General features: G+C 70.4%; 20 protein-coding genes. 9 read left to right on the top strand and 11 right to left on the bottom strand.

Annotated elements, in window-relative coordinates; genetic code table 11:
* Positions 1–124: 124 nt before the first annotated feature.
* From WMF29_RS25675 to WMF29_RS25660, 4 genes are all read right to left on the bottom strand, one after another.
* Positions 125–361 carry a hypothetical protein gene (locus tag WMF29_RS25675; RefSeq protein ID WP_272093661.1) on the bottom strand — a complete coding sequence of 79 codons (237 nt, stop codon included), beginning with the start codon at positions 359–361 and terminating at the stop codon, positions 125–127.
* A gap of 642 nt (positions 362–1,003) precedes the next feature.
* Entirely contained in the window at positions 1,004–3,049 is a 2,046-nt protein-coding gene (locus tag WMF29_RS25670) for an OPT family oligopeptide transporter (RefSeq protein WP_437322778.1), read from the bottom strand.
* 334 nt (positions 3,050–3,383) lie between these two features.
* Positions 3,384–4,130, bottom strand: coding sequence for a hypothetical protein (locus tag WMF29_RS25665; RefSeq protein WP_437322777.1), 747 nt, complete (start codon positions 4,128–4,130; stop codon positions 3,384–3,386).
* Positions 4,131–4,250: 120 nt separating this feature from the next.
* Entirely contained in the window at positions 4,251–4,868 is a 618-nt protein-coding gene (locus WMF29_RS25660; RefSeq protein ID WP_437322776.1) for a hypothetical protein, read from the bottom strand.
* A gap of 777 nt (positions 4,869–5,645) precedes the next feature.
* Here WMF29_RS25660 and hemA point away from each other — a divergent pair.
* From hemA to WMF29_RS25625, 7 genes are all read left to right on the top strand, one after another.
* The gene (gene hemA, locus WMF29_RS25655; protein ID WP_437331168.1) at positions 5,646–6,833 is read left to right on the top strand and encodes a 5-aminolevulinate synthase; all 1,188 of its coding nucleotides are present in this window, start codon (positions 5,646–5,648) and stop codon (positions 6,831–6,833) included.
* Between the two features lie 125 nt (positions 6,834–6,958).
* Complete coding sequence (locus tag WMF29_RS25650) at positions 6,959–7,798, top strand: TauD/TfdA dioxygenase family protein (RefSeq protein ID WP_437322775.1); 840 nt, start codon at positions 6,959–6,961, stop codon at positions 7,796–7,798.
* 16 nt (positions 7,799–7,814) lie between these two features.
* Positions 7,815–8,768: a 3-oxoacyl-ACP synthase III family protein gene (locus WMF29_RS25645; protein ID WP_437322774.1), complete on the top strand. Its 954-nt coding sequence runs from the start codon at positions 7,815–7,817 to the stop codon at positions 8,766–8,768.
* 12 nt (positions 8,769–8,780) lie between these two features.
* Entirely contained in the window at positions 8,781–10,034 is a 1,254-nt protein-coding gene (locus WMF29_RS25640; RefSeq protein ID WP_437322773.1) for an ATP-grasp domain-containing protein, read from the top strand.
* Positions 10,031–11,212: an MFS transporter gene (locus WMF29_RS25635; protein WP_437322772.1), complete on the top strand. Its 1,182-nt coding sequence runs from the start codon at positions 10,031–10,033 to the stop codon at positions 11,210–11,212. The genes WMF29_RS25640 and WMF29_RS25635 overlap by 4 nt, the downstream gene beginning before the upstream one ends.
* Positions 11,209–12,579 (top strand): phenylacetate--CoA ligase family protein, encoded by a 1,371-nt coding sequence (locus tag WMF29_RS25630; RefSeq protein WP_437322771.1) that lies wholly within the window; start codon positions 11,209–11,211, stop codon positions 12,577–12,579. Before WMF29_RS25635 ends, WMF29_RS25630 begins: the two co-directional genes overlap by 4 nt.
* Before the next feature lie 166 nt (positions 12,580–12,745).
* Positions 12,746–14,227, top strand: a complete 1,482-nt coding sequence (locus WMF29_RS25625) for a thioredoxin family protein (RefSeq protein WP_437322770.1) — start codon at positions 12,746–12,748, stop codon at positions 14,225–14,227.
* A gap of 19 nt (positions 14,228–14,246) precedes the next feature.
* On the opposite strand, the gene WMF29_RS25620 is transcribed toward WMF29_RS25625, so the two are convergent.
* Together WMF29_RS25620 and WMF29_RS25615 are read right to left on the bottom strand one after the other, a co-directional pair.
* Positions 14,247–15,110, bottom strand: coding sequence for a hypothetical protein (locus WMF29_RS25620; protein WP_437322769.1), 864 nt, complete (start codon positions 15,108–15,110; stop codon positions 14,247–14,249).
* Between the two features lie 169 nt (positions 15,111–15,279).
* Positions 15,280–16,125 (bottom strand): aldo/keto reductase, encoded by an 846-nt coding sequence (locus WMF29_RS25615; protein WP_437322768.1) that lies wholly within the window; start codon positions 16,123–16,125, stop codon positions 15,280–15,282.
* Between the two features lie 358 nt (positions 16,126–16,483).
* Here WMF29_RS25615 and WMF29_RS25610 point away from each other — a divergent pair, with 358 nt between their 5' ends.
* Positions 16,484–17,365, top strand: a complete 882-nt coding sequence (locus tag WMF29_RS25610; RefSeq protein WP_437322767.1) for an SCE4755 family polysaccharide monooxygenase-like protein — start codon at positions 16,484–16,486, stop codon at positions 17,363–17,365.
* 19 nt (positions 17,366–17,384) lie between these two features.
* Here WMF29_RS25610 and WMF29_RS25605 read toward each other — a convergent pair whose 3' ends face one another.
* Positions 17,385–18,290, bottom strand: coding sequence for a PP2C family protein-serine/threonine phosphatase (locus tag WMF29_RS25605; protein WP_437322766.1), 906 nt, complete (start codon positions 18,288–18,290; stop codon positions 17,385–17,387).
* Between the two features lie 84 nt (positions 18,291–18,374).
* Between WMF29_RS25605 and WMF29_RS25600 the strand changes: the two genes are divergently transcribed.
* Positions 18,375–19,271, top strand: a complete 897-nt coding sequence (locus WMF29_RS25600; RefSeq protein WP_437322765.1) for a phosphotransferase family protein — start codon at positions 18,375–18,377, stop codon at positions 19,269–19,271.
* Positions 19,272–19,440: 169 nt separating this feature from the next.
* Here WMF29_RS25600 and WMF29_RS25595 read toward each other — a convergent pair whose 3' ends face one another.
* From WMF29_RS25595 to nth, 4 genes are all read right to left on the bottom strand, one after another.
* Positions 19,441–20,058 (bottom strand): glutathione S-transferase family protein, encoded by a 618-nt coding sequence (locus WMF29_RS25595; RefSeq protein WP_437322764.1) that lies wholly within the window; start codon positions 20,056–20,058, stop codon positions 19,441–19,443.
* 125 nt (positions 20,059–20,183) lie between these two features.
* On the bottom strand, positions 20,184–20,948 hold the full coding sequence (locus tag WMF29_RS25590; protein WP_437322763.1) for a YkgJ family cysteine cluster protein: 765 nt from the start codon (positions 20,946–20,948) through the stop codon (positions 20,184–20,186).
* A 7-nt stretch (positions 20,949–20,955) separates the two neighbouring features.
* Positions 20,956–21,639 carry a uracil-DNA glycosylase gene (ung, locus tag WMF29_RS25585; RefSeq protein WP_437322762.1) on the bottom strand — a complete coding sequence of 228 codons (684 nt, stop codon included), beginning with the start codon at positions 21,637–21,639 and terminating at the stop codon, positions 20,956–20,958.
* 7 nt (positions 21,640–21,646) lie between these two features.
* Positions 21,647–22,279 carry an endonuclease III gene (gene nth / locus WMF29_RS25580; protein WP_437322761.1) on the bottom strand — a complete coding sequence of 211 codons (633 nt, stop codon included), beginning with the start codon at positions 22,277–22,279 and terminating at the stop codon, positions 21,647–21,649.
* Positions 22,280–22,324: the final 45 nt, after the last annotated feature.

Raw genomic sequence — 22,324 nt, 5'->3', positions numbered from 1 at the left:
TCGCGGCGACGCCCCCGGCGCAGGGCGGGTCGACCCCGCCGAGCGCGCGGTACGACCTCGCGCCGAACGACCCGCAGGGCCGCGCGAGCGGCGGGCCGCGCGCCGCCGGCGCCCTGGCGGCGGCTCAGGCCACCCGATCGATCGCCCCCTCCACCCCCTCCTGCTTGGAACAGTGCGCACAGCAGTAGAACGCCCCGCCGGCCTCGATGCCGTGCCCCACGATCCTGCAGGCGCAGTGGGCGCACACGGGCGCGAGCTTGTGAATCGCGCACTCGAAGCAATCGAAGGTGTAGCTCGTGCCGCCCACCATGATCTGGAAGGCCTTGTCGTAGCTGTTGCCGCAGCAGTCACACGTGTTCATGGAAACCTCTCGACGGTTGGGTGATGACGTCACACCGCCGGCCGAGCGCGGCCGGCTCTCGCGAACGCGCCGGGCGGCTCGGTCGGTCGGTCCGACGCCGGAGGATCCTTGATCTCCGGAGGCCGCTCTCCGGGCTCCGGAGGAGGCGGCGGGGGATCCCGGCGCGCCGGTTCGCCCGGATCGGGATCCCCTCGGGGAGGTTCGGGCGGCGCTGAATCTCGCGCCGGCGGGCCCTGCTCGGGCTCGCCGACCGGCGCGGGGCGGGGTGTACCCCGGGACGGGGGCGGGTTCACTGGCATCGATGTCCTCTCCCTCGCGCGTCCTCTCCTGAGCTCGTGTTGACGCGGTGCAAACAGGGCTGCACGAAGCGCGCCAGAAGCGCTCGCGAGCAGAGCGGCTCGGCAGGGCGACGCGCCGCGCCCGTTGCGGCTCGCCGAGGGGCGCGAGGGCGCGCATTCCTGTCACAGTGGGGCGTCGTTGGTCGTCCCGCGACGGCGAGAGGCCCCCGCGATCGCTGGGGCGGGCGCTCGCCGCAGGGACGCGCGCTCGCAGCGGGGCCCGTCCCGAACACGCGCGCGCGGGGCGAGCGCGTCGAGCGAGCGTGAGCAGAACCGATGGGCCCGCCCGTCGACCGTCAGCGGTTCACTTCGGGAGGAAATCGAGGATCTGCCCGAGCGCCTTGGTGAAGCTCGCCGCTTCCAGCACGTCGGGCAGCACCAGCACGCCGAGCACGCTGAGGCCGATGCCCATCAACGAGCCTCCGGCGATCACACCCGCGCAGATGGCCTCGGTGTTGTCCGCGGCGAGCGCGTACCAGGGCCGCGCGGGCGGCGCGTCCGCGCGCCCGCCGGGCGCCGTCTCGCTGAGCCGCGTCTCCTGCTCGCGCTTCTTGTGCCAGAGCGCGGCGCGCCGATCGAGCAGCCAGAAGAGGAACGAGCCGAGGAACATCGACCAGATATCGGTGAAGTTGAGGATGAACGCGAGCCCCAGCGCGACCGCGGAGAGGGGGAATCGGTTCTTCGTGACCTGCCTCGTGATCTCGACGAGGATCCCGACGATCGCCCCGACCACCACCGCGGACTTGGCGGTCGGGTGGAGGAAATCGAGCCCCTTCATCAGCACCTCGGCGACGGCCTTCCAGGTGAGCGCGCTCGGGACCGGCAGCCGCTCCGTCCCGTAGCGGCCGATGTCGCCCTGGATCAGCACGAGGTACCAGATGGGCACCGAGAGCACGAGCCCCGCGACCGTCCCGAGCACGTGCCCCATCGCCTGGTGGCGGGGCTTGCCGCCGAGCATGTAGCCCGGCTTGATATCCATCAGCAGGTTCGCGGTGTTGCTCGCGACCTCGGCGGTGACCCCGGCCGTCATCAGGTTCGTCGTGATGTTCTTCGGCGCGAGGGCCCCGTAGGTGAGCTGCGTCAGCTTGCCGAGCGCCCCGGTCGGGGTGATCGCGGTGATGGCCGTCGAGTTGACCGCGATGAGCGAGAAGATGAAGACGAGCGGGATCGCGAGCGCCCCGAGCCACCAGGAGATCCCGAACCAGAGCTGCCCGAGCACCACGATCACCGCGCCGACGACGGGTATGCCGATGATCGACAGCTTCACCGGAAGCTCGATGTCCGCGAGCACGTCGGTCGCTCCGCCCTTCTTGGTGAGGCCCTTGAACGCGTCGAGGATCACCTTCGGCTTGGAGAAGAAGGCGTAGAGAGACGACGTTGTCATGCACGCGACGCCGCCCCACAGCGCCCAGAGGGTGATCGCCCCGAACCCGAAATGCCCGTTCTTCGGCAGGATGATCCCGCGCTGGATCAGGATCGGCGCGAGGATCCAGTAGTTGAGGATCCCGCCGAGGAGGAGCGACACGCCGGTCCGGATGCCCATCAGGCCGCCCGTGGCGACGAAGATGATGCTCGTGTCGAACCGGATGGTGAGCTCGTTCAGGGGGGTGCCGCGGATGGCCGGCGCGATGCCCCAGCGCTTGAGCAGATCGGCGAAGCGCCCGCCATAGAGGAATTCGTCGTAGTAATGCGGGATGTTCCTTAGCGCGAAGAGCGCGCGCATCACCTTGTCGTCGCGGAGGAGCTCGAGCGCGGCGCTCAGGAGGCCGCCGCCGAGGAGGAGCTTCGCCTTGAAGAGGCCCTCCTTCTCGTCGCTCTCGTGCAGCGCGTCCATGACGACGCCGGCGGCCATCCCCTCGGGGAAAGGCTGCTGCTCGTCGTTGATGAAGCGCTTCTTCATCGGGAAGGCGAAGAGCACGCCGAGGATGGCGAGGACGAACATCCAGATCATCGCCCGGCCCATGGGGATGATCGTCGTCGTGACCATCGAATAGGCCGCGAGGCTCGTGAAGAGCGGCGCGTTCATGTAGCCGGCCGACGTCGCGATGGACTGCATCGCGTTGTTCTCGAGCACGGTCATGTCGCTGGCGAGGCCGAGCCTGGAGAGCACCTTGAAGAGCCCGAAGGCCAGGATCACGCTCGTGATCCCGACGCCGAGCGACCAACCGGTGCGCGCGCCGATGTACAGGTTCGTGAGCGACAGGAACGCGCCGAGGAGCATGCCCGTGATGGCCGAGCGCCACGTGAGCTGGGGCATGTCGCCGCGGTAGACGTTCTTCAGCCACCATGCGTCCTTCTCTTCGAGCGACATGGTGTGAACCTGCTCTGGCGTGAGCTGTTTGATGGCCATTGCGCGGCGACCTCCTCGCACCTTGTACCATGGTGGGCGACGCGCCGTGCAGCTCTTCCGCGAGGGCTGGCGGCGCAGATCTCGCCGATCCCCGCTCGAACCGTCGCCTGCGCGCCCGCGGCCGATCCCGGCGAATCCACGCTGCGACGGAATTGCTGGCCCCGTGTCACGAGGCTCTCCCTGCAAGCCGGGTGGGTGATACCGTATCAACCACCTATCCATGCGTCGAAGAGGCCGCGCTCACCCCGCGGCCTGCGGGCGTCGTGGCGACGATGACGGCGCTTCGCTGGAAGCCAGAGGATGCGACCGACTGCCGATCACGCGGAGCGGCGCTCTAGCGGCGCTGCCGCTGCTCGGCGATCGCCGCCGCGGCCTCCGCCTCCGCCTGGACGGCGATGTCGTCCGGCTGCGGCAGCACCTGAACCGCAGGGAACCGCGCGCCGAACACGCGAGCGCCCACGTCGACCGGCTCCACGCGCTCGCTCGTGGTCCGCGCGTCGAGCTCGACGATCCGGTTCACCGTGCGCTGCATGGCGATGGCGACGAACAGCCAGGTGATCGGGCCGGCCAGGAGCTGGATGTACGGGATGACGCTCGCCACACACGCCGCGATGACCAGGCCCCGCGGCACGCCGTCGGGCATGCCCCGAAGGCGGCACTGCAGGTTGACGCGATCACAGAGCCGGAGGCCGTTCCAGAAGATCCAGTAGTAGTTGAAGTACGGGGCGAAGTGCAGGCCGATGGCCTTGCCCACGGAGGGATCGTCGCGCTCGGCCTGGGGCAGCTGGGCGTGCATCGCGTTGAAGCGGACGAACGACACGATCCCGAACGTCACGACGTGCAGCAGCGCCGTGGCCCACACAGGAAACGCCTCGAGCCGATGCCGCGCGAGCGCGACCCGCTCGCCGGCGCCCAGCCCGGCCACGCCGCCGCGATACGTGTTCGAGGCAACAGGCTGCCCGCCGACGCGCTGCGCCAGCAGGGCGTGACGCATGGCCTCGTTCTGCCGGCGCAGGCGCTCGTTCTCGGCCTGTACGTCGTCGAGCTTGTCCGCGAGGGCGTCTCGATCGGAACGGAACACGCGGCAAGTATAGCGCCGCGCCCCCGCCCGGCAGGCCGAAGGTGAGGGCCGAGCGATCAGGCCCCATCCCGCGCGCGAGATCGAGAGCCGTGGCGCTCTCGGCGCGGGTCAGATGGGGTATCAGTCGCTGTCTCGGCCGCTGCCGGCGAACCCGTCTTCCCGGCGCGCGAAGAGGACGTTGAACGTCGTGAGCGTCCCGTAACAGCCCGTGATGTACGCCTGGAGCTGGACCTTCTCCGCGTCGCTCAGCCCCTCGTGCGCGTTGATCTTCTGCTCCAGCACGCGCAGCTTGTCGCGGAGCATCACGATCTTGTGGAAGAACACGTCGAGCGGGATGCGCTTCTCGGCCGTGCCCTCCTTCCCCGGCCGGAGCACGATCTCCCCGCCTTCCCAGCGGCCGCCCAGCTCCGCGCGGCCGACGCCGAGCTCCTCGGACAGCACCTCGCGCAGCACACGGCGGAACTCGTCGATATCCATGTCGATGTCGATCTCCCTTGGCAGCGGCGAACGGAAGGGCTGCGGCGCCGCGCTCGGCCGGCGCTCCGGCGACGGGGCGCGCTCGGGCGCCCGCGGCCTGACGCCGGTGCCGCGCGGCTGGCCCGCCGCCCGGGGCGGTGGCGGCGGCGGCGGCGCGCCCTTGGCGCGGTAGCGGGCGCACGTCGCTGTCGCCTTGATCGGCGGCGGGTACACCTCGAGGGCGCACTCGCCGACGCGGCCGCGCGCTGGATCCTCGTGCACCCTGGTAAATGCCGCGCAGCTTCCGCACCGGCCCGCGTAATCGTTCACCGCGGCCGGACTGTACCAGCTTTGCGCGCGACCGGCAGCGCAATCTGGGCGCGAGCTGGCCAGGCGGCCCGCGCGCGACGTCCGGCTCCGGCTCGCCCGCCTCCCGGCTCCGGCCGGCGACCCGGCGCTGCTCGCCCGGCGGGGGGACCTGTCGGTCGCGGCCGCGAGCCCCGAGCGGGCGAGTTTCCTGGGATCGTCCGGCCGACGTCGAGCCAGGACAAGCGATCTCTTCGCAGGCCCGCGTCCCAACCGTTGCTCACCCGTGTTGCGCAGTCGCGCAAGCGCTCGTCCGAAGCTCGCTGATGGCCTCGACCGCCGCCCGGGCCGCGCCAGCGGGATCCGGGGCCGGAGAGGGGCGATGGCCGGATGGACCGTGGGTTGCAATCGGCCGCGGCGTTCCTGTCGCCATGTAGGGCTCGATCCCATCGAAAGAATGTTCTTCACGCGGTTCAACGTCTCTTGGATCGAGCGACGAGCGGAGCCAGGCCGTCGACCGGGGCCGCCAGAAGCACCGGCGCCTCTTCGGCGCCGAGGTGAGGCCCAATCCGGATTGCTTCATCGTCTGCGCCGCGGATCACGGCCTGGGCGCAGTTCATGGCGGATGTCCACATGGCTGAGATTTCGTGTGTGCGCGCCGCAGATCGGCGGACACCCATCGGTACATAGAAGGAGAGATCGAACGTGACGCAGACGACTCCCGTCAGTTCTCGCAAGCAACGCAACGTCCTCGTGAAGGCAGCAGCGGATTTTGTCACCAAGGCCATGGTGGACGGCAGCTACCGGACGTTCCTGCCGCTCCGCCGCATCGCCGACGACTACCCGAACGCTTATTTCGACAGGCGCGGCGCGCAGCACAAGGCGAGCGTGTTCTGCAGCAACGACTACCTCGGGATGAGCAACCACGAGCGCGTCGTCGCTGCAGCCCGGAACGTGCTCGACGAGCAAGGCCTCGGCTCCGGCGGCTCGCGCAACATCTCCGGCACATCCCACTACCACGTGGAGCTGGAAGCCGAGCTCGCGGCCTTGCACGGCAAGGAGTCCGCTCTGCTCTTCAACAGCGGCTATGTGGCGAACGACGAGACGCTGGGCGTCATCGGCAAGCTGATGCCCGAGATCACCGTGCTCTCGGACAGCAAGAACCACCGGTCGCTCATCGAAGGCATCCGCAAGAGCGGGCTCAAGCGGGTCATCTTCGAGCACAACTCGGTCTCGGATCTCGAGGCCAAGCTCGAGGCCTTGCCGGCGGACGCGCCGAAGCTGATCGTCCTCGAGTCGATCTACTCGATGGACGGCCATTTCGGGCTGCTCGAAGAGGTGTGTCGCCTCAAGCACCGTCACAACGCCATGATCTTCCTCGACGAGACCCACGGCGTCGGGGTCTACGGTCGTACCGGGGCCGGCGTCGCGGACTCCCTGGGCCTGGCACACGAGATCGACGTGTTCCAGGGCGGCTTCGGCAAGGCCCACGGGGCGACCGGCGGCTACGTGGTGGGGGACCGCTTCGTCGTCGACGCCGTCCGGCTCATGGCGCCGGGCTTCATCTTCACGACCTCGCTCCCGCCGCTCGTCCTGGCCGCCGCGCTGGCGTCGGTGCGGCACCTGAAGCAGAGCAACGTCGAGCGGGAGCGGCTCTTCGCCAACGTGAGCCTGCTCAAGGACGAGCTCCGGCGCCACGGTCTCCCGGTCATGGACAGCCCGAGCCACATCGTGCCGGTGATGATCGGCGACTCCTTCAGGTGCAAGAGCATCTCGGATACCTTGCTCAGAGAGCACGGCTTCTACGTGCAACCCATCAATTTCCCGAGCGTGCCGCGCGGGCAGGAGCGGCTCCGCGTGATCGTGTCCTCGTCGCACACGGAGCGCGAGATTCGCGCTTTCGTCATCGCGCTGGCGCACATCATCGCCGCGACCAGCTGAAGCTGCTGAGCAGATCCGCGGCGCCTTTTCGACGCGAAGGACGCGGGGAGCGCGGCGTTCCCCGAGCATCTCGCGCAGGTATGTAAGATTTTTTTAGGGCCTGCTTGGCCATTGGAGAACTGCGTATGAGCTATGAATCGAGGCCTCTTTCAAAGTACTTCGGCGTCGAGCTGGTCGGCTTCGACGTGAGGCGCAACGGGACGGCGCTGCTGGACCTCCTGCTCCGGCACCAGCTCCTCCTGCTCCGCGATCAGGAGCTGATGCCCGCCGAGCTCGTCGCCGCGGGCCGGCGCATGGGGCCGATCTTGCCGTTCCTCCTCTCGAACTATCGCCACCCGGAGTTCGACGAGATCCTCGTCACGTCGAACGAGAAGGTCGACGGGAGGCCGCTCGGCGTCGCGCGCGTGGGCAACTTCTGGCACTCGGACTCCTCGTACATCGCGAACCCCGCGAACACGACGCTCCTCTACTCCCTCAAGGTGCCGCCGGCGGGGGGGGACACGCTGTTCGCCTCCATGTACCTCGCCCTCGACGAGCTCTCGCCGGAGCTCCGCGCGACGCTGGAGGGGCGCGCGGCCGTCCACACGATCCGCAAGCGATACAAGGTGACGGCCCAGGACGTGGGTCAGTCGCTCCGGGAGATCGACGATCGCTTGCGGCTCACCATCCCCGATGTCACCCACCCCGTCGTCCGCGAGCACCCGCTCACCGGGCGGCCCGCGCTCTATATCAGCGACGGATACACCCTGAGCTTCGAGGGGATGGGGTGGGAGCAGAGCCAGCAGACGCTCGAGGAGCTGCACGCGCACGCGACGCGCGAGCACACCATCTACCGCCACCAATGGCGCGTCGGCGACCTCTTGATCTGGGACAACCCGTCGCTGATCCACGCCGCGATGGCCTCCGACCCCGAGATCCCGCGCACGATGTACCGCCTGTCCATCGAGTCCGGCGTGACGCGCTGACCGCGGAGAAGGAAGCATGTTCGGCATCGTTGAACTGGGGCTCTGCGTCCCGCCGGCGCGCATGAGCGCCTCTTCGATCAGCGCGGCGTCCGGGGTGCCGATCGAGTTCTTCACGGACAAGATGCAGCTCGCCTCCAAGCCGGTGGCGCAAGGGCGGCGGTGCGTCGAGCTGGCGCTGGAGGCGGTCGACGATCTGAGGGCGCGCCACCCCTTCGCGTCGGACAGCATCGATCTCCTGGTCTACGCCTCGACCGGCCTTACCGACCACGCGCTCTGGTCACCGGCAGGCAAGATCCAGGCGGCCATCGGCGCGAAGGGCGCGTTCTGCTTCGAGCTGAGCAACGGCTGCAACTCGCTGAACGCGGCGCTCCACGTGATCAAGGGGCTGATGCTGGCGACCTCTTCCTACAGGCGGGCGCTCCTGATCTGCGCCGACACGCTGTCGAGCTACGTCGATCACACCGACCCCGGGTCGAAGAGCCTGTTCAACTTCGCCGACGCCGCCTCGGCGCTCCTGTGCGACCGGTACGCGCCGTCGCTCCACGTCCTGTCGAGCGCGTTCGCGACGGACGGCACGTACGTGGATCTGTACAAGCTCCCCCGGGGCGCGTCCACGATCGTCACGGAGCCGTGCACGGCGGAGGTGAGCCTTCATGATCAGTATTTGCACTACATCACCAGGCTGGTGGGGCAGATCCTGGACGAGGCCAACCTGGGGGCGCGGGACATCGATTACCTGTTCATGAACCAGGGCGATCAGCGGGTGCTGCGCGAGGTCCTCGCGCGCTTCGGCCTCAGCGAGTCGCAGTCGTATCTGAGCTTCCGCGACTACGGTCACCTCGGCTCCACGGACACGGCCCTCGCGCTCGCCGACGGCCTCAGGACGAACAGGCTCCGTCCCGGTCAGCGGATCGTCGTCGTGTCGAGCGGCGTGGGCTTCTCTTGGGGAGCGAGCCTCATTCAGGTCTGAAAGGTTTCAGGTATGAAAATCCTCATCATGCACACCGTGCCTTATCGAAGAATGGAGTATCATCGCGCGCTCGATCACGGCGCGCACGACGTTACGTACGTGGGTACGGCGGCGCGCATGGCGGATCTGCCGGCCGGTCTGCGCTGCGAGAGGCTCGTGATCCCAGGCGTGGCGAAGCGTCACGTGGAGATCAACGCGATCGTCTCGGCGGCGGACGGCTACGAGATGGTCATGGCCCTGTCGGAGTTCGACCTGCACGAGGCGGGCGAGGTGCGGGAGCACCTCGGGATCCCGGGTCCTCGCTACGACGAGCTGCTGAAATTCAAGGACAAGATCCTCATGAAGCGGCTCGTGGCGGCGGCCGGCCTGAGGAGCCCGCGCAACATCGACCTCCGGGCGGTGGAGAAGGGCGCCCCGGTCGCGTCCGTGCCGTGGGAGGGGCGCACCATCCTGAAGCCGACGCTGGGCGCCAGCAGCATCGGCGTGCACGTCTTCGGCTCACCGCGCGAGGCGCTCGCCTTCGTCGTCCGGCCGGAGAACGACGAGTATTACGCGGACGGAGAGATCGAGGAGTTCGTCGAGGGGCCCATCCTCCATGTCGACGGCGTGATGGATGGGGGCGCCCCGCGCCTCATCGTGGCGAGCCGCTACGTCAACACGCCGCTCGAGTACGCGTGGGGCAGCAAGCCGCTCGGCTCGGCGCAGTTCAGGATGTCGGACCAGTACCGGGCGTTCTTCCTCGATTGCCTGCGCGCGGTCGGCATCGTCGACGGCGCCTTCCACCTCGAGGTGATCGAGGGGCCGGAGGAGCTCGTGTTCCTGGAGGTCGCCAACCGCGCGGGCGGCGCCGATGTCATCCCGGCGACGGAGGCCTCGACCGGCGTCCACCTACCGACCGAGGAGATCGACGTCCTCATCCGGGCTCAGGCGCGGCGGCTCGGTCGCCCGTTGCCCGGGGGGCCCGTCCGGGAGGTCACGAAGACAGAGGGGCCGTGGTTCGGCTGGCTGGTCGTGCCTGGCCATCATTTCCCCGAGGCCTCGTGCCGTGTGACGACGCCTGACTGGCTCCCGGGCTCGGGCGCTGTCGTGAAGCTCCGTGTCGCGCAGCCCCCCGACCGGCTGAAGAAGTCGGTGACGCACCAGTACTGGGAGGTCCCCGCGGCGGCAATCCTGCGCGGCGGGGACAGCGCCGAGGTCGCCGAGGTCGTGCGGCGGCTCAGCGAGGAGATCCGGGTCGTCCCGCACGCGACGGAGGTGGTCAGTTGAAGCGGCGCCTCCTGACCGCGACGCTCCTCACCAACGTCGCCGATGGAATGCACACGCTGGCGCTGGGCAAGTTCCTGTTCGACCGGACAGGAGCGGTGTCGTCCTTCGCGTTCGTGCTCGGCTTCGACTACCTGATCGGCGTGCTGAGCCAGATCTACGCGGGGCCGATCATCGACAGGCTCAATCCCAAGCTCGTCGCCTCGGCTGCCGGGATCAACCGCGCGCTCATCATGGTGATGCTGGCCGCGCTGGCGCTCCATCCAGGGTACGAGGCCACGCTCGCCGTCGTGGCCCTCTCGGCGCTGCTCAAGGTCGGCTCCCATTTCTACAAGACCGCCGCCTTCGCGCTGGTGCCGGGGGTGGTCGCGAAAGAGGAGCAGGTCCGCTACTCGTCGCTCGCGATGCTGCTGCTCCAGCTCGGTCAGCTGCTCGGCGTCGGGGCCGTCGGCGTGCTGCTCGCGCGCCTCAGCTACTCCGTCGTGTTCCTCATCGATGCTGGGTTGTTCCTGGCCACGAGCCTGATCCTCTGGAGGCTGGAGGTCTCCGGCGATCCGGCGCGGCGCGCCGCGCTCGTCTCGCTCTCGCAGGTGATCAAGGACTGGAAGGAGCTGGCGCAAGGGATGCGGCGCACGCCGTCGCTCTTCGTCCACGTGGCGATCTCGACAGGCGATCTCGCCGTCATGGCATGCTTGAACCTGATCCTCGTGCCGCTCGTCAACAGCCGGTTCGGCGGCGATGCGGTGTGGCTCTCGGGGCTGGACGGCGCGTTCGCGGCCGGGGCCGTCATCACGTTCCTGCTCGCGAGGAAGGGGGGGAGCCCGCGGCACCTCGTCGGGTTTCAGCTGCTCCAGGTCCTGTTCCTCACGGTCATCACGTTCGCGCGGAGCAGGGCGGCGACGACCGCGTCGTTCCTGGGCCTCGGCGCCGCGATCGGCTTCACCAACGCGCTGCTCACGTCGAAGCTCTACCAGCGGATGCCGCCGGCGCAGAAGGGCCGCATATCGAGCTTCCGCTTTCTGCTGGTGTCCATCGTCACCGTCATCGGCATCGGCGGCACGACCAAGCTGCTGAGCTGGAGCGCGCCGTGGGGCGTCGGCTTCGTCGCGGGCATGGCCACCCTGTTCTGCCTCGTCACCCTAGCGGTCGGCCGTCAGGCCTTTTCGGAGGAAATGTCATGAGCATGAGACACGAGAGCGCGCCGGCGGCGCGCACGACGCGGGAGCTCCGTAGGGAGGTCGTGGGACGCCTGGACCGGGTGCTCACCGCCGCGCGCCGCGCCGAGTACTACGCGGGGATCCTCCCGCGGGACGCGACCGGCCTCGACGCGCTGGCGCTGGCCCCGGTCACCACGCAGAAGGCCTACAGCGACACGATGATGAAGGCCCCCGAGAGCCTGAAGAGCGGCGAGGAGCACGGCGGCGTCGTCCTCCAGACGGGCGGGACCTCCGGAGAGCCGAAGTTCTCGATCTACTCGGGCGCCGAGATCAGGGAGATGATCCGCTCCGGCGTCAGGATGCTGAGCCTGATGGGGGTGCGCAAGGAGCACAATGTCGCCAATTGCCTCGCCATCGGCGAGCTCTATGGCGGGCTGATCACGCTGGAGCACGAGCTGCTCGAGCTCGGGGCGCGCAGCTTGCCCTTCGGTCCCCACGTCGAGCCGGCCTTCTTCCTCAACGCCGCCCGCCGGATGCGCATCGATGTGCTGTTCGCCAATCCGCTCTCCTTCATGCACAAGCTGCGCAAGATCCACGAGGTCGAGCCGTCCTTCGGCTTCGAGCTGCTCCTCTACGGCGGCGCTGGGCTGTCGCCGGTGGACGCCGACTGGCTCAGGACGCGCATGGGGGTGAGGCGCATCGCCTCCGTGATCGCGTCGGTCGACGCCCTGCAGTTCGGCTTCCAGTGCTCGCATTGCACGGGGAACGAGCACCATACCCTCGACGATTTCAACCACGTCGAGATCATCGGCGACGACGGCAGGCCGGTCGAGGAGGGCGAGGAGGGGCGCATCGTCCTCACGTCGCTCTACCGGACGCTCTATCCGCTGGTCCGCTACGACATCGGCGATCGAGGCCGCTTCATCGACCAGGCATGCGCGTGCGGGCTGCCCTATCGAAAGATCGAGTTCCTCGGCCGCGGGGGCGAGTTCCTGAAGCTCTCCAGCGACGCCACGGTCTGGGTGCACCAGCTCGTCAAGGCCTTCTCCGACGAGGGCCCCTCGGCCATGCAGATCGTGCTCGAGCGCTACGAGCACAACGCCCACCTGGTGGTCCGCCTCGAGGGCGCTCACCTGGACGAGAGAGAGATACGCCGGAAGATCCTGGATCGTCTTCCGGTCCTCGGGAAGTCCGTCGAGCGGGGCTCGATCCTTGTGTCGGTCGACGTCCTCGCGGAGGGCGCGCTGCTGCGGAGCGAGCGCACGGGGAAGGTCCCGCTCGTGGTCGACCGGCGCTTCAAGGCCGCGAGAGGGCCGTCGCCGCTCCGGGAGGCTGGCGCGCGGCCACACGCAGGCGAGGACGGCGCGGCAGGGCTCGAGGGCGCCAGATAGGATGGTCACGGCTCATGACGCCAATGCTCCTTGTTCGTTGAGCCGTTCGACGGCGCCTCGCGCGCGTCGCGATGACCGCGGCGCTGCTACCCGGCTGCGGGCTCGCGGCTGCGACCGTCCGGGTGAAGCCCTGTCGTGGCCGCCGCGCTCGGGCTACCATGGCGGCGTGCGTCCCACGGCGTCGCTCCCCGTCCTCCTGTCCGCCACCGCGCTCTCCACGCTCGCCGCCTGTGCTGCCTCGCCGCCGCCGCGCGCGCCTGCGCCGCCGGCCGCCGCGGCGCCCGCGGCCGCGGCTGCGGAGCCCGCCGAGAGGCCGGCGCCGGCCGAGAGGCCGGAGCCGGACGCGGCGAGGCCGCCGCTCGAGTTCATCCACGACGATGTGCCCAGGGCGCGCGAGAAGGCTCGGACCGAGGGCAAGGCGCTGTTCGTCGATGCGTGGGCGCCGTGGTGCCACACGTGCCTGAGCATGAAGCACTATGTGCTGACGGATCCGTCGCTGCGCCCGCTCGCCGATCGGGTGGTGTTCGCGGACGTCGACACGGATCGACCGGAGAGCGCGCCGTTCCTGGAGCGCCACGAGGTGACGGTGTGGCCGACGTTCTTCGTCCTCGAGCCGGCGGCCGGCGAGGTGATCGGGCTCTGGCGTGGCGCCGCCTCGGTCGAGGAGCTGCGCGAGCTGATCCGCGACGCGCTGCTCGCGATGGATTCCAAGGCTGCGTCGGCGCTGCCTGCGGACGATCCGAACCGCCTGCTCGTCGAGGCGAAGCGGGCCCACAGCGCCGGTGACCACGCCGCCGCGGTGTCCGCCTACCGGCGCGCCCTGGCCCGGGGCGGAGAGGCGTGGCCGCGGCGCAGCGAGGCGCTGCTCGGCCTCCTGGCGGCGCTCTACCGCAAGAAGGACGCCGCGGCGTGCGTGGAGCTCGGCAGCGCGCACGTCGGCGAGGTGAAGGGCGCGGCGCTGCCCGCCGATTTCGCGAGCGTCCTGCTCTCCTGCGCGGCCGCGCTCCCCGGCGGCAAGGCCCAGCGGGCCGCGCGCGAGGCGGCGGTCGCCCGGCTGCGGTCGATCGTCGCGAGCCCGCCCGCGGACGCGAGCGCGGACGACAGGGCCGACGCGTGGGGCCTGCTCGCCGAGGGGCTCGAGGCGCTCGGCGACGCGGGCGGGGCCCGCGCTGCGAGCGAGTCGAAGCTCGCCGTGCTGGAGCGGGCCGCGAAGGAGGCGAAGACGCCCGAAGCGGCCGCCGCGTACGACTACGGGCGCGCCATGGCCTATGTCGCGCTCGGCCGCGGCGAGGAGGCGATCGCGATGCTCTCGCAGCGCGAGGCGCAGATGCCCGCGTCGTACGAGCCGCCCGCGCGGCTCGCGCAGGTGCTCCACGCGATGGGCCGCGAGGCGGAGGCGCTCGCCGCGGTGGAGCGCGCCATCGGGCGCGCCTATGGCCCGCGCCGGCTTCGCTACCTGAAGCTCCGCGCGGAGATCCAGCAGCGGCTCGGGCGGGGCGCGGAGCAGATCGCCACGCTGCGCGAGGAGGTGGCCGGCTACGAGGCGCTCCCGAAGGGCCACGCCAGCCAGGCGGCCCTGGACGACGCGCGGCGGCGGCTCGACGAGGCGGAGAAGGCCCAGCGCGGCGGCGGCGTGAAGAAGCGCTGACGGCGGCTCCCAGGGTCCGCTAGTTCTCCCCGGTGCCCACGACCAGGCCCGTCGCGCGGAGGCGGTCGGTCGTGGGCTCCTCCGGGAAGAACACGGTGATGTCCACGTCGATGGTGGATGGGAAAGAGGTGCTCCCCGAGGTCTGCACCGTCAGGCTCCCGGTCGCGCTGGTCGCGCTCACGGCGGCGCCAGCTGAGCCCTGGGCGTTCGGCGTGCAGCTGGCCGCCCCCTTGCTCATCAGGATGCGCGACACACTCCACACCTCCGGGACCGTGACGATGTCGAAGCCCTCGGGCGACTGCCTGCTCGGCGCCTCGGCGTAGAGCACCACGCAGAGGTCCGCCTCTGGTCGGGCCTTGTAGATCGTGAGGTGATCGTACCCGCCGGGCCAGTAAGAGACGGTGTAGCGGCCGACCTCGGGCTCGATGCAGGACGCGTTCGCCGAGACGTCCACGCCGGCCTGCTGCGCGGCGCACGCATTGCAGTAGAACTGGTTGTCGCACCCGCAGACGCCCGGGCAGTCCTCCGGGCACCCCCCGGGCCGGGGGGTGCACCTGCCGATGGTGTCGAACGTTCCGCACGAGTCGTCGGGGAAGTCGCAGTACTCCTCCGCGCTGCAGACCCCGCCGCTTCGCCCTCCGCAGGCGAGCGGTGTCCCGCCGCTCGAGGTCGAGCTGGCGGAGCCACCTGCACCGCCGTCGCCTGTGTCGCCAGTGCTGGCCGTGCCGCCGCTGTCGCCGGCGCCGGACGGCATGTCGACCGTGCCGCCGCAGAGATTGAGAAAATCATCGGCGCCACCGTCGCTCGACGGGATCTCGACCGAGCCGCTGCAGGCGGCGAGAGAAAGCCCGAAGAGAAGCGAGGATAGGCGTGCGTGGCTCATGTGCGCAGTATGCCACGCTCGGCCGCCCGCCAAGAGGGCCCTCGCCGTTCGGCGGAACGAAGCCGAGCTCGCGAAGGAAAGACACGCCAAGGTACCAGAAGGCGCCAGGCGGAAATTCCAATCTCGGTGGCTTCTGGCGTCCTCACGGTTGCTCTGTTTGCCGCCCACTTTACAGCGTCGGCAGCACGCCGCGATCCCGCCGGAGCGGAAAGGCCGTCTCGAGGCGGGCGATGTCCTCGCTGCTGAGGCGCAGATCGCCCGCGGCCGCGTTGTCGAGCGCGTGTGCGGCGTTCGCGGCCTTGGGGATCACGAAGATCGGCTGGCGGCGGAGCAGGAAGCGCAGCGCGACCTGCCACGGCGTCGCGCGGTGGGCGGCGGCGACGGACGCGAGCACCCTGCCCGCCGTGCTGTCCGGCGCCGGGAAGCGGCCCGAGCCGAACGGGCTGTAGGCGACGACCGCGATGCCGTGCCGCTCGCAGAGCGGCAGCACCCGGTGCTCGATCGACCGCTCGAGCAGGTGATAGAGCACCTGGTTGCAGGCGATCTCGCGCGCTCCGGCGACGGCGATCGCCTTCGAGAGCTCCGCCTGGTCGAAGTTGCTGACGCCGAAATAGCGGATCTTGCCCCGGTCCCTCAGGTCCTTGAAGGCGCGGAACGTCTCCTCGAGCGGGTGCGGTCCGGGCCAGTGGAGGAGGTAGAGGTCGAGCCGGTCGGTGCGGAGCTGCTCCAGGCTGCGCTCGCACGCGGCGATCGTGCCGGAGTAGCTCGCGTTGCTCGGCAGCACCTTGGAGGCGAGGAACACCTCGTCGCGGCGGCCGGCGATCGCCTTGCCGACGAGCGCCTCGACAGCGCCCGAGCCGTACATCTCCGCCGTGTCGATGTGCGTCATGCCCGCGTCGATCCCCCGCCGGATGGCGTCGATGCAGGCGGCCTCATCACCTATCTCCATCTGCCAGGTGCCCTGTCCGACGACCGGGATCTTGACGCCAGTAGAACCGAGTTCGCGCTGCTCCATGATGATGAACCTCCGCTTTTGTCACCGGGGGCGGCACGCGCCGCCCCCGCCCCGCCGGCAGAGCCGGCAGGGGCCCCACCCCCACGCGGTCCGTGCTGGCCTCCCTTCACGGAGAGCCGCATGGACACAGCGTTTCATACCTGATCGGCGTTCCAGGGGCGCCCCTCCGCCCCGGGTGGGATCGCTGAATTCACCACGAAAGGCAAGCCCGAGCGCCTTCACCGGGCTGAGCCCGGCGGTTCGCGGCGTCGGTCGCTGGCGCCTTGTCCATAGAAAATTCCTTGCTTGAGGATGTCGCAGACAGACGATGAGCCGCTGTGTAGATTGCGCTGCCCGCGAGCTCTGAGGAGGTGGATCGATGCGTTGCATGCTGATGGGATCGTTCGTACTGGCCGCCGTGATGTCGTTCGCTGGCGTGAGCAGCGCGCACATCGACCTCACGTCCCCCGCGCCGAGGCACGCGGACGACCAGCAGAAGGTGTCGCCTTGCGGTGCTCGCGGCGATGCGCGGGGCGAGACCGTCACCGTGTTCGAGCCGGGCGAGACCATCACGGTGACGTGGAACGAGACGATCGATCACCCCGGGCATTTCCGGATCATGTTCGACGACGACGGCTTCGACGATTTCCCGGAGCCGGCGAACGAGAACGATCTCTGCGAGCCGGGGGTGGACAAGGGCTGCCTGCTCGACGGCATCGCCGACAAGAAGGGAGGGTCGTATTCGGCGGAGGTCACGCTCCCGGACGTGGAGTGTGACAACTGCACGCTTCAGCTCATCCAGGTCATGACGGACAGGAGGCCGGCCACCCTGTACTACCGCTGTGCGGATCTGGTGCTCAAGTCCTCCGACCCTGCCGCCGCGAGCGCCAGCGCCAGCGCCGGCGCGGGCGGCGGCGCGACGGGCGCGGGCGGCGGCGCAACGACGAGCGCGAGCAGCAGCGCCACGGTGGGCGCAGGCGGGGATGCGACGACGGGCGCGGGCACGGGCACGGGCGGGGGCGCAACGACGGGCGCTGGCGCGGGCACGGGCGGGGGCGCAACGACGGGCGCGGGCGTTGACGAGGGATCTGGGGCAGCGGAGGACGACGGCGGGTGCAGCTTCGGCGGCGCGGCGGGCGGGGCTCCGATCTCGGCGGGGCTCGGCGCGCTCGCCGCCCTCGCGCTCGCGGCGCGCGGGCGGAGGCGAGGCCGGCTGGCGCCGCGGCGGGACGCTGCCGGGCGCGGGTCGCGGCGCTCGTGATCGCGGGGCCGGCGCGCCGTCAGGAGCGGCGCGTCGGCCCTTCGGAGAACCTGGCGATCTCGATGATCTCCGCGGCGCGGTCGCTCGCCGGCGGAGCGAGCCAGGGGCCGTCGAACCGCGTGACCAGCGCGGTCACGTTGTCGCGGCCTCCGGCGGCGAGCGCGGCGTCGATCAGGGCGCTGGCGGCTGCCGCCGGGTCGGGGTGGGCGTCGAGCGTGGCGGCGATGTGCCGATCGTCGATGAGGTCGCTCAGCCCGTCGGTGCAGAGCAGCAGGGTGTCCTCGCGGCGGAGCTCGACGGCGGAGAGCGCGATCCTGAGGTGTTCGCGGAGCCCGAGCGCCTGGAGCATCACGCCCCTGTGCTCGAAGGTGGCGGCCTCTTCGGGCCGCAGCTTGCCGCTCTCGAGCAGCGACTGGAGGAGGGTCTGGTCGCGGGTGAGCTGGGTGAGGACGCCGCTGCGGAGGAGGTAGGCGCGGCTGTCGCCGACCTGAGCGAGCAGGAGGCGCTCATCGCAGAGCGCGGCCACGGTCGCCGTGGTGCCGCTGTTCCGGTGCTGTGAGCTCCGGCGGGCGTTCTCGCGGACGGCGCGCCCGGCTTCGCCGATCGCCTCGAGGAGGCTCCGCTCGAGGGCGTCGCTCGATCGGGGCGCGGAGCGGGTGAGGATGGCGTGGACCATGCGCGCCGCGAGCCGGCTCGCCGCGTCGGGGGACGACGCGCCGCCGGAGCCGTCGTACACGCCGAGCGACAGGGCGAGCGGCGGCTCGATGGACGCCTGGACGGCCGGGGGCCCATGGGCGAGCCCGCGCGCGAGATCGCTGATCAGGAAGGTATCCTCGTTGTGCTCGCGGCTGTGGCCCACGTCGGTCCGGGCCGCCACGGCGACCGCCGCGGCGTGTTCGACGGCGGACGTGCGGTACACGGGCATGCGCGCATGGTACCGCGGGGGCGCTGTCCGAGGGAGGGCGCTCGACGCGCGGCGCGCCTCGTGCCTCAAATGAAGAGAGATCGCATGAGGCCGCTCCACGACCCCGAGCGCGCATGGGAGCGCGCCGCGCACGTCCAGACCCTCGCGCGCGCCGAGATCGAGCGGCGCGTCCTGCCGTTCTCCGGCGAGGTGGAGGTGCTCTCCGGCGGGCACGCCAACGTGAACGTGCGCCTCGGCGCCGAGCGTGTGCTGCGGGTGTACCGCCGAGACGCTGCGGCGGCGCCGAAGGAGGCCAGCCTGCTCGCGCGCGGCTGGAGGTCGTTCCGCGTCCCGGCGGTCCTGTCGGCGGGTGACGATTTCCTCGTCCTCGAGCACGTCCCGCATGGACCGCTCCAGGACACCGCGACGTGCGGCGCTGCCGTCGGGCGCGCGCTCGCGGAGATCCACGCCGTCGGCTACGACAGCGCGGGTTTCCTGGGGCCGGAGCTCGCCGTCTCCGGGCCGTTCGCCGACTGCATCGGCGCGCTGCGGGGGCATGTCGACGCGGTCCTCGACAGGCTGGCTCCTGCCCTGCGCGGCGAGCTGAGCGAGCGCGTGCGCGCCTTCCTCGACGCCAACACGGAGGCGCTTCGCGCGCTTTCGTCGGCGCCCGTGCTGCTCCATGGGGATTTCAAGGCGTCCAACCTGCACTGGCTGTCGTCTGGCGAGCTGCTCGTGCTCGACTGGGAGTTCGCGTACGCGGGACCGAGCCTGATGGACGTCGGCCAGCTCCTGCGCTGGAGCCCGGGGCCCGAGTTCGTCGCGGCGTTCGCGGGCGCTTACCGCCAGAGCGCGCCGCTTCCCGAGGGGTTCGAGCGCTGGGCCGCAGCGTTCGACCTGTTCAACCTGGTGGGGCTCCTCGCCGGAGCGGAGCCAGGCTCGCGCCGGGCGATCGATGTCCGTGGCCGCATCCTTCAGACCACGGGGGAAAGCGAGGAATGAGCTGGCTTGAAGAGGTCGAGTTCGGCCTGGCTCGGCAGTCCCAATTGGCGGGCGCCGCAGCGTGGAGAGTCGTTTTCGTGATGAGCGCGGCGCTCCACGCGTAAGCATGCTCGCCGCGGATCTTCCGCTCTATCGTGGAAGACGTCCCCTCAGGGCAGGCCGGCAGGCGTCAGGACGACACCTTCACCCAGGCGGGGCGCGCGCTGATCCGCTTCCACCACGCCGCGACGTTCGGCCGATCGGTGATGAGCTCCCCGACGTTCGACACCACGAGACACTGGAGGTACGGCATCCACGAGATGTCGGCCAGCGAGTAGCTCGAGCCCGCGAGGTACTCGTGGCCCGCCAGCGCCTTCTCGATCACGTCGAGCGCCCTCGAGACCTCGCCCTTGGACGCATCGACGATGGACTCGTCGCCCGGCTTGCCCTGCATCGGCAGGAAGACACGCTGGAAGGCGATCTTGACCGCCGGGGTGGCGAAGTACGATTGCTCCACGCTGAGCCACTGATCCATGAGCGCCCTCGCCCTGAGCTCGGTCGGCGTCAGCGAAGCTCCCGGGAGCTTGTGATCGAGGTAACGCATGATCGCCCTCGACTCGTAGAGCGTGAAGTCCTCGTCCTCGAGCACCGGGATCACGCCGAACGGGTGGCGCGCGAGGTGCTCGGGCTGCTTGTGCGCGCCCTTCGTCAGGTCGACGAGCACGAACTGCGCCTCCTGGCCCTTCTCGGCGAGCACCGTCAGGACCTTGCGCGTACACGTGCTCATGGGATGTCCGTAGATCTTCATCGCGTCTCCTTAGACCTGTGTTCCGTCGCGAGGCGCCGACCGGCGGCGGCCTCCGCGGCGCGCTAGCCTAAACGGATTTCTCGGACCGCGAGCGCCCAGATGACGCGGCCGATCGCAGCGCGCGATCAGCCCTCGCGCCGCCGATCCTCCTGCCACTCGGCGTCGCGGGCCGCGGCGAAGACCGGGAGGCGCGCGAGCCACCGCTCGCCGGCGTTCGGGCGCTCGAGCGCGATGCGCAGGGCGGCGATGAGCTCGAGCGGCGCGGCGTCGAGGCCCTGCTCCTTCGCAGCCCATCCCAGCCCGGCGAGGACGGCGTTGGCGACCTCGTAGCCCGGGCGGTGCATCGGCGCCGTGGGCACGGACGCGGGCGCGGCGAAGTGGCGCTCGCACGCGGCGGCGTCGAGGGAGCCCCAGGCCGCGCACACGATCGGGCGGACGGCGTGGATCGAGCAGGCGCCGCGCTCGTCGAGCAGCGGGCAGGGGACGCCGGCCTCGGCGCGCTCCAGGCGGGAGAGCCCGCGCGTCGCCGCGTCAGCGGCGCGGACGCGCTCCTCCAGCGCGGCGAGCTCCGCCTGGCTCCGCGTGGCGCGCAGGTGGGCTGCGATGCGGAGCACCTCCGGCGCCAGCACGAGCACCTTGCTGACGCAGCAGGTCGAGCAGCCTGCCCTGCAGGCGATGGGCCGCTCGGGCGGCTCGGCGCCCACCGAGGCCCCTTGCAGCGCCTCGGCCCGCGCGAGCGCCGAGGCCGCGGCCGACACCGCGCCGGCCTCGGTGCGCGCGGCGAGCGACGGCGCGAGCGCGGCGCGCTCCCCGTCGGCGATCCCCTCGAGGACGGCGGGGGTGTACCGCGTCCCCGGGGAGAGCGGCAGGGAGCGCTTCCGCGGCGTCATCGCGGCGCTACGCGGTCTCCGGGAGCCGCCAGTCGATCTCCTCGGCGCCGCGGGCGCGGAGGGCGCTGTTGATGGTCGAGAACGGCTTGCTGCCGAAGAACCCGCTCCTCGCCGACAGCGGCGAGGGGTGAGCCGCCTTGATGACCGTGTGGCGCTTCGCGTCGATGAGCTTCGCCTTCTTCTGCGCGTGGCCGCCCCAGAGCACGAACACCACCCCCTCGGGCCTGTCGTTGACCTTCTTGATGACGGCGTCGGTGAACGACTCCCAGCCCTGGTTCTTGTGGGAGTTCGGCGTGTGCGCCCGGACGGTGAGCACGGTGTTCAGCAGCAGCACCCCCTGGGTCGCCCACGTGGTGAGGCAGCCGTGGCTCGGGATCGTGAAGCCCGGCAGATCCGAGACCGCCTCCTTGTACATGTTGGCCAGCGACGGCGGCGGCGTGACGCCCGGGCGCACGGAGAAGCACAGCCCGTGGGCCTGCCCGTCGTCGTGGTACGGGTCCTGGCCGAGGAGCAGTACGCGGACGCTCTCGTACGGCGTGAGCTTGAACGCGGCGAAGACGTCCTCCTCCGCAGGAAACACCTGGTGCGCCTTCCGCTCGTCCTCGACGAAGCGCGCCAGCTTCTTGAAGTACGGCTGCTCGAGCTCTCCGGCGAGCACGCGCTCCCACGAGGCAGGTAGATCGATCTTCATCTCTCGCTCAGACCCCTTCCTTCGGACAGAACTCGCTCATCCGGCACTCCCCGCACTTCGGCTTCCTGGCGACGCAGGTGTAGCGGCCGTGCAGCACCAGCGCGGGGCCGAAGAACGTCCATTGATCCTTCGGCACGATCTTCATCAGATCCTCCTCGATCTGCTCGGGCTTCTCGCGCTTCGAGAGGCCGATGCGCCCGCTGAGGCGGGCGACGTGGGTGTCGACGATGATCCCCGAGGCGATGTCGAACGCCGTGTTGAGCACGACGTTCGCCGTCTTCCTGGCCACGCCCGGCAGCGTGGTGAGATCGGCCATGGTCGCGGGCACCTCGCCGCCGAAGCGCGCGACGAGCTCCCTGCACATCGCCTGCACCGTCTTCGTCTTCTGGCGGTAGAAGCCGGTCGGCTTGAGCTCTTCCTCGAGCTCCGCCGTGGGCGCGTCGGCGTACGCCTGCGCCGTCGGGTACTTCGGGAAGAGCGTGGCGGTCACCCGGTTGACGCGCTCGTCCGTGCACTGCGCGGCCAGGATGGTCGCGACGAGCAGATCGAGCGGCGTCTTCCAGTCGAGCTCGTAACGCGCGTCGGGGTACTCCTCGCGCAGTTGAGCGAGGAGGAGGGGGATGCGGTCTCGGGCGTTCATGGGGGGTCGTCGCAGCGTAACCCAGCCCCGGGCCGCCCGTCAGCG

It is taken from the genome of Sorangium sp. So ce381, from assembly GCF_051473845.1.
Classification (GTDB): domain Bacteria; phylum Myxococcota_A; class Polyangia; order Polyangiales; family Polyangiaceae; genus Sorangium; species Sorangium atrum.
This window is presented reverse-complemented; position numbering and strand designations above follow the sequence as displayed.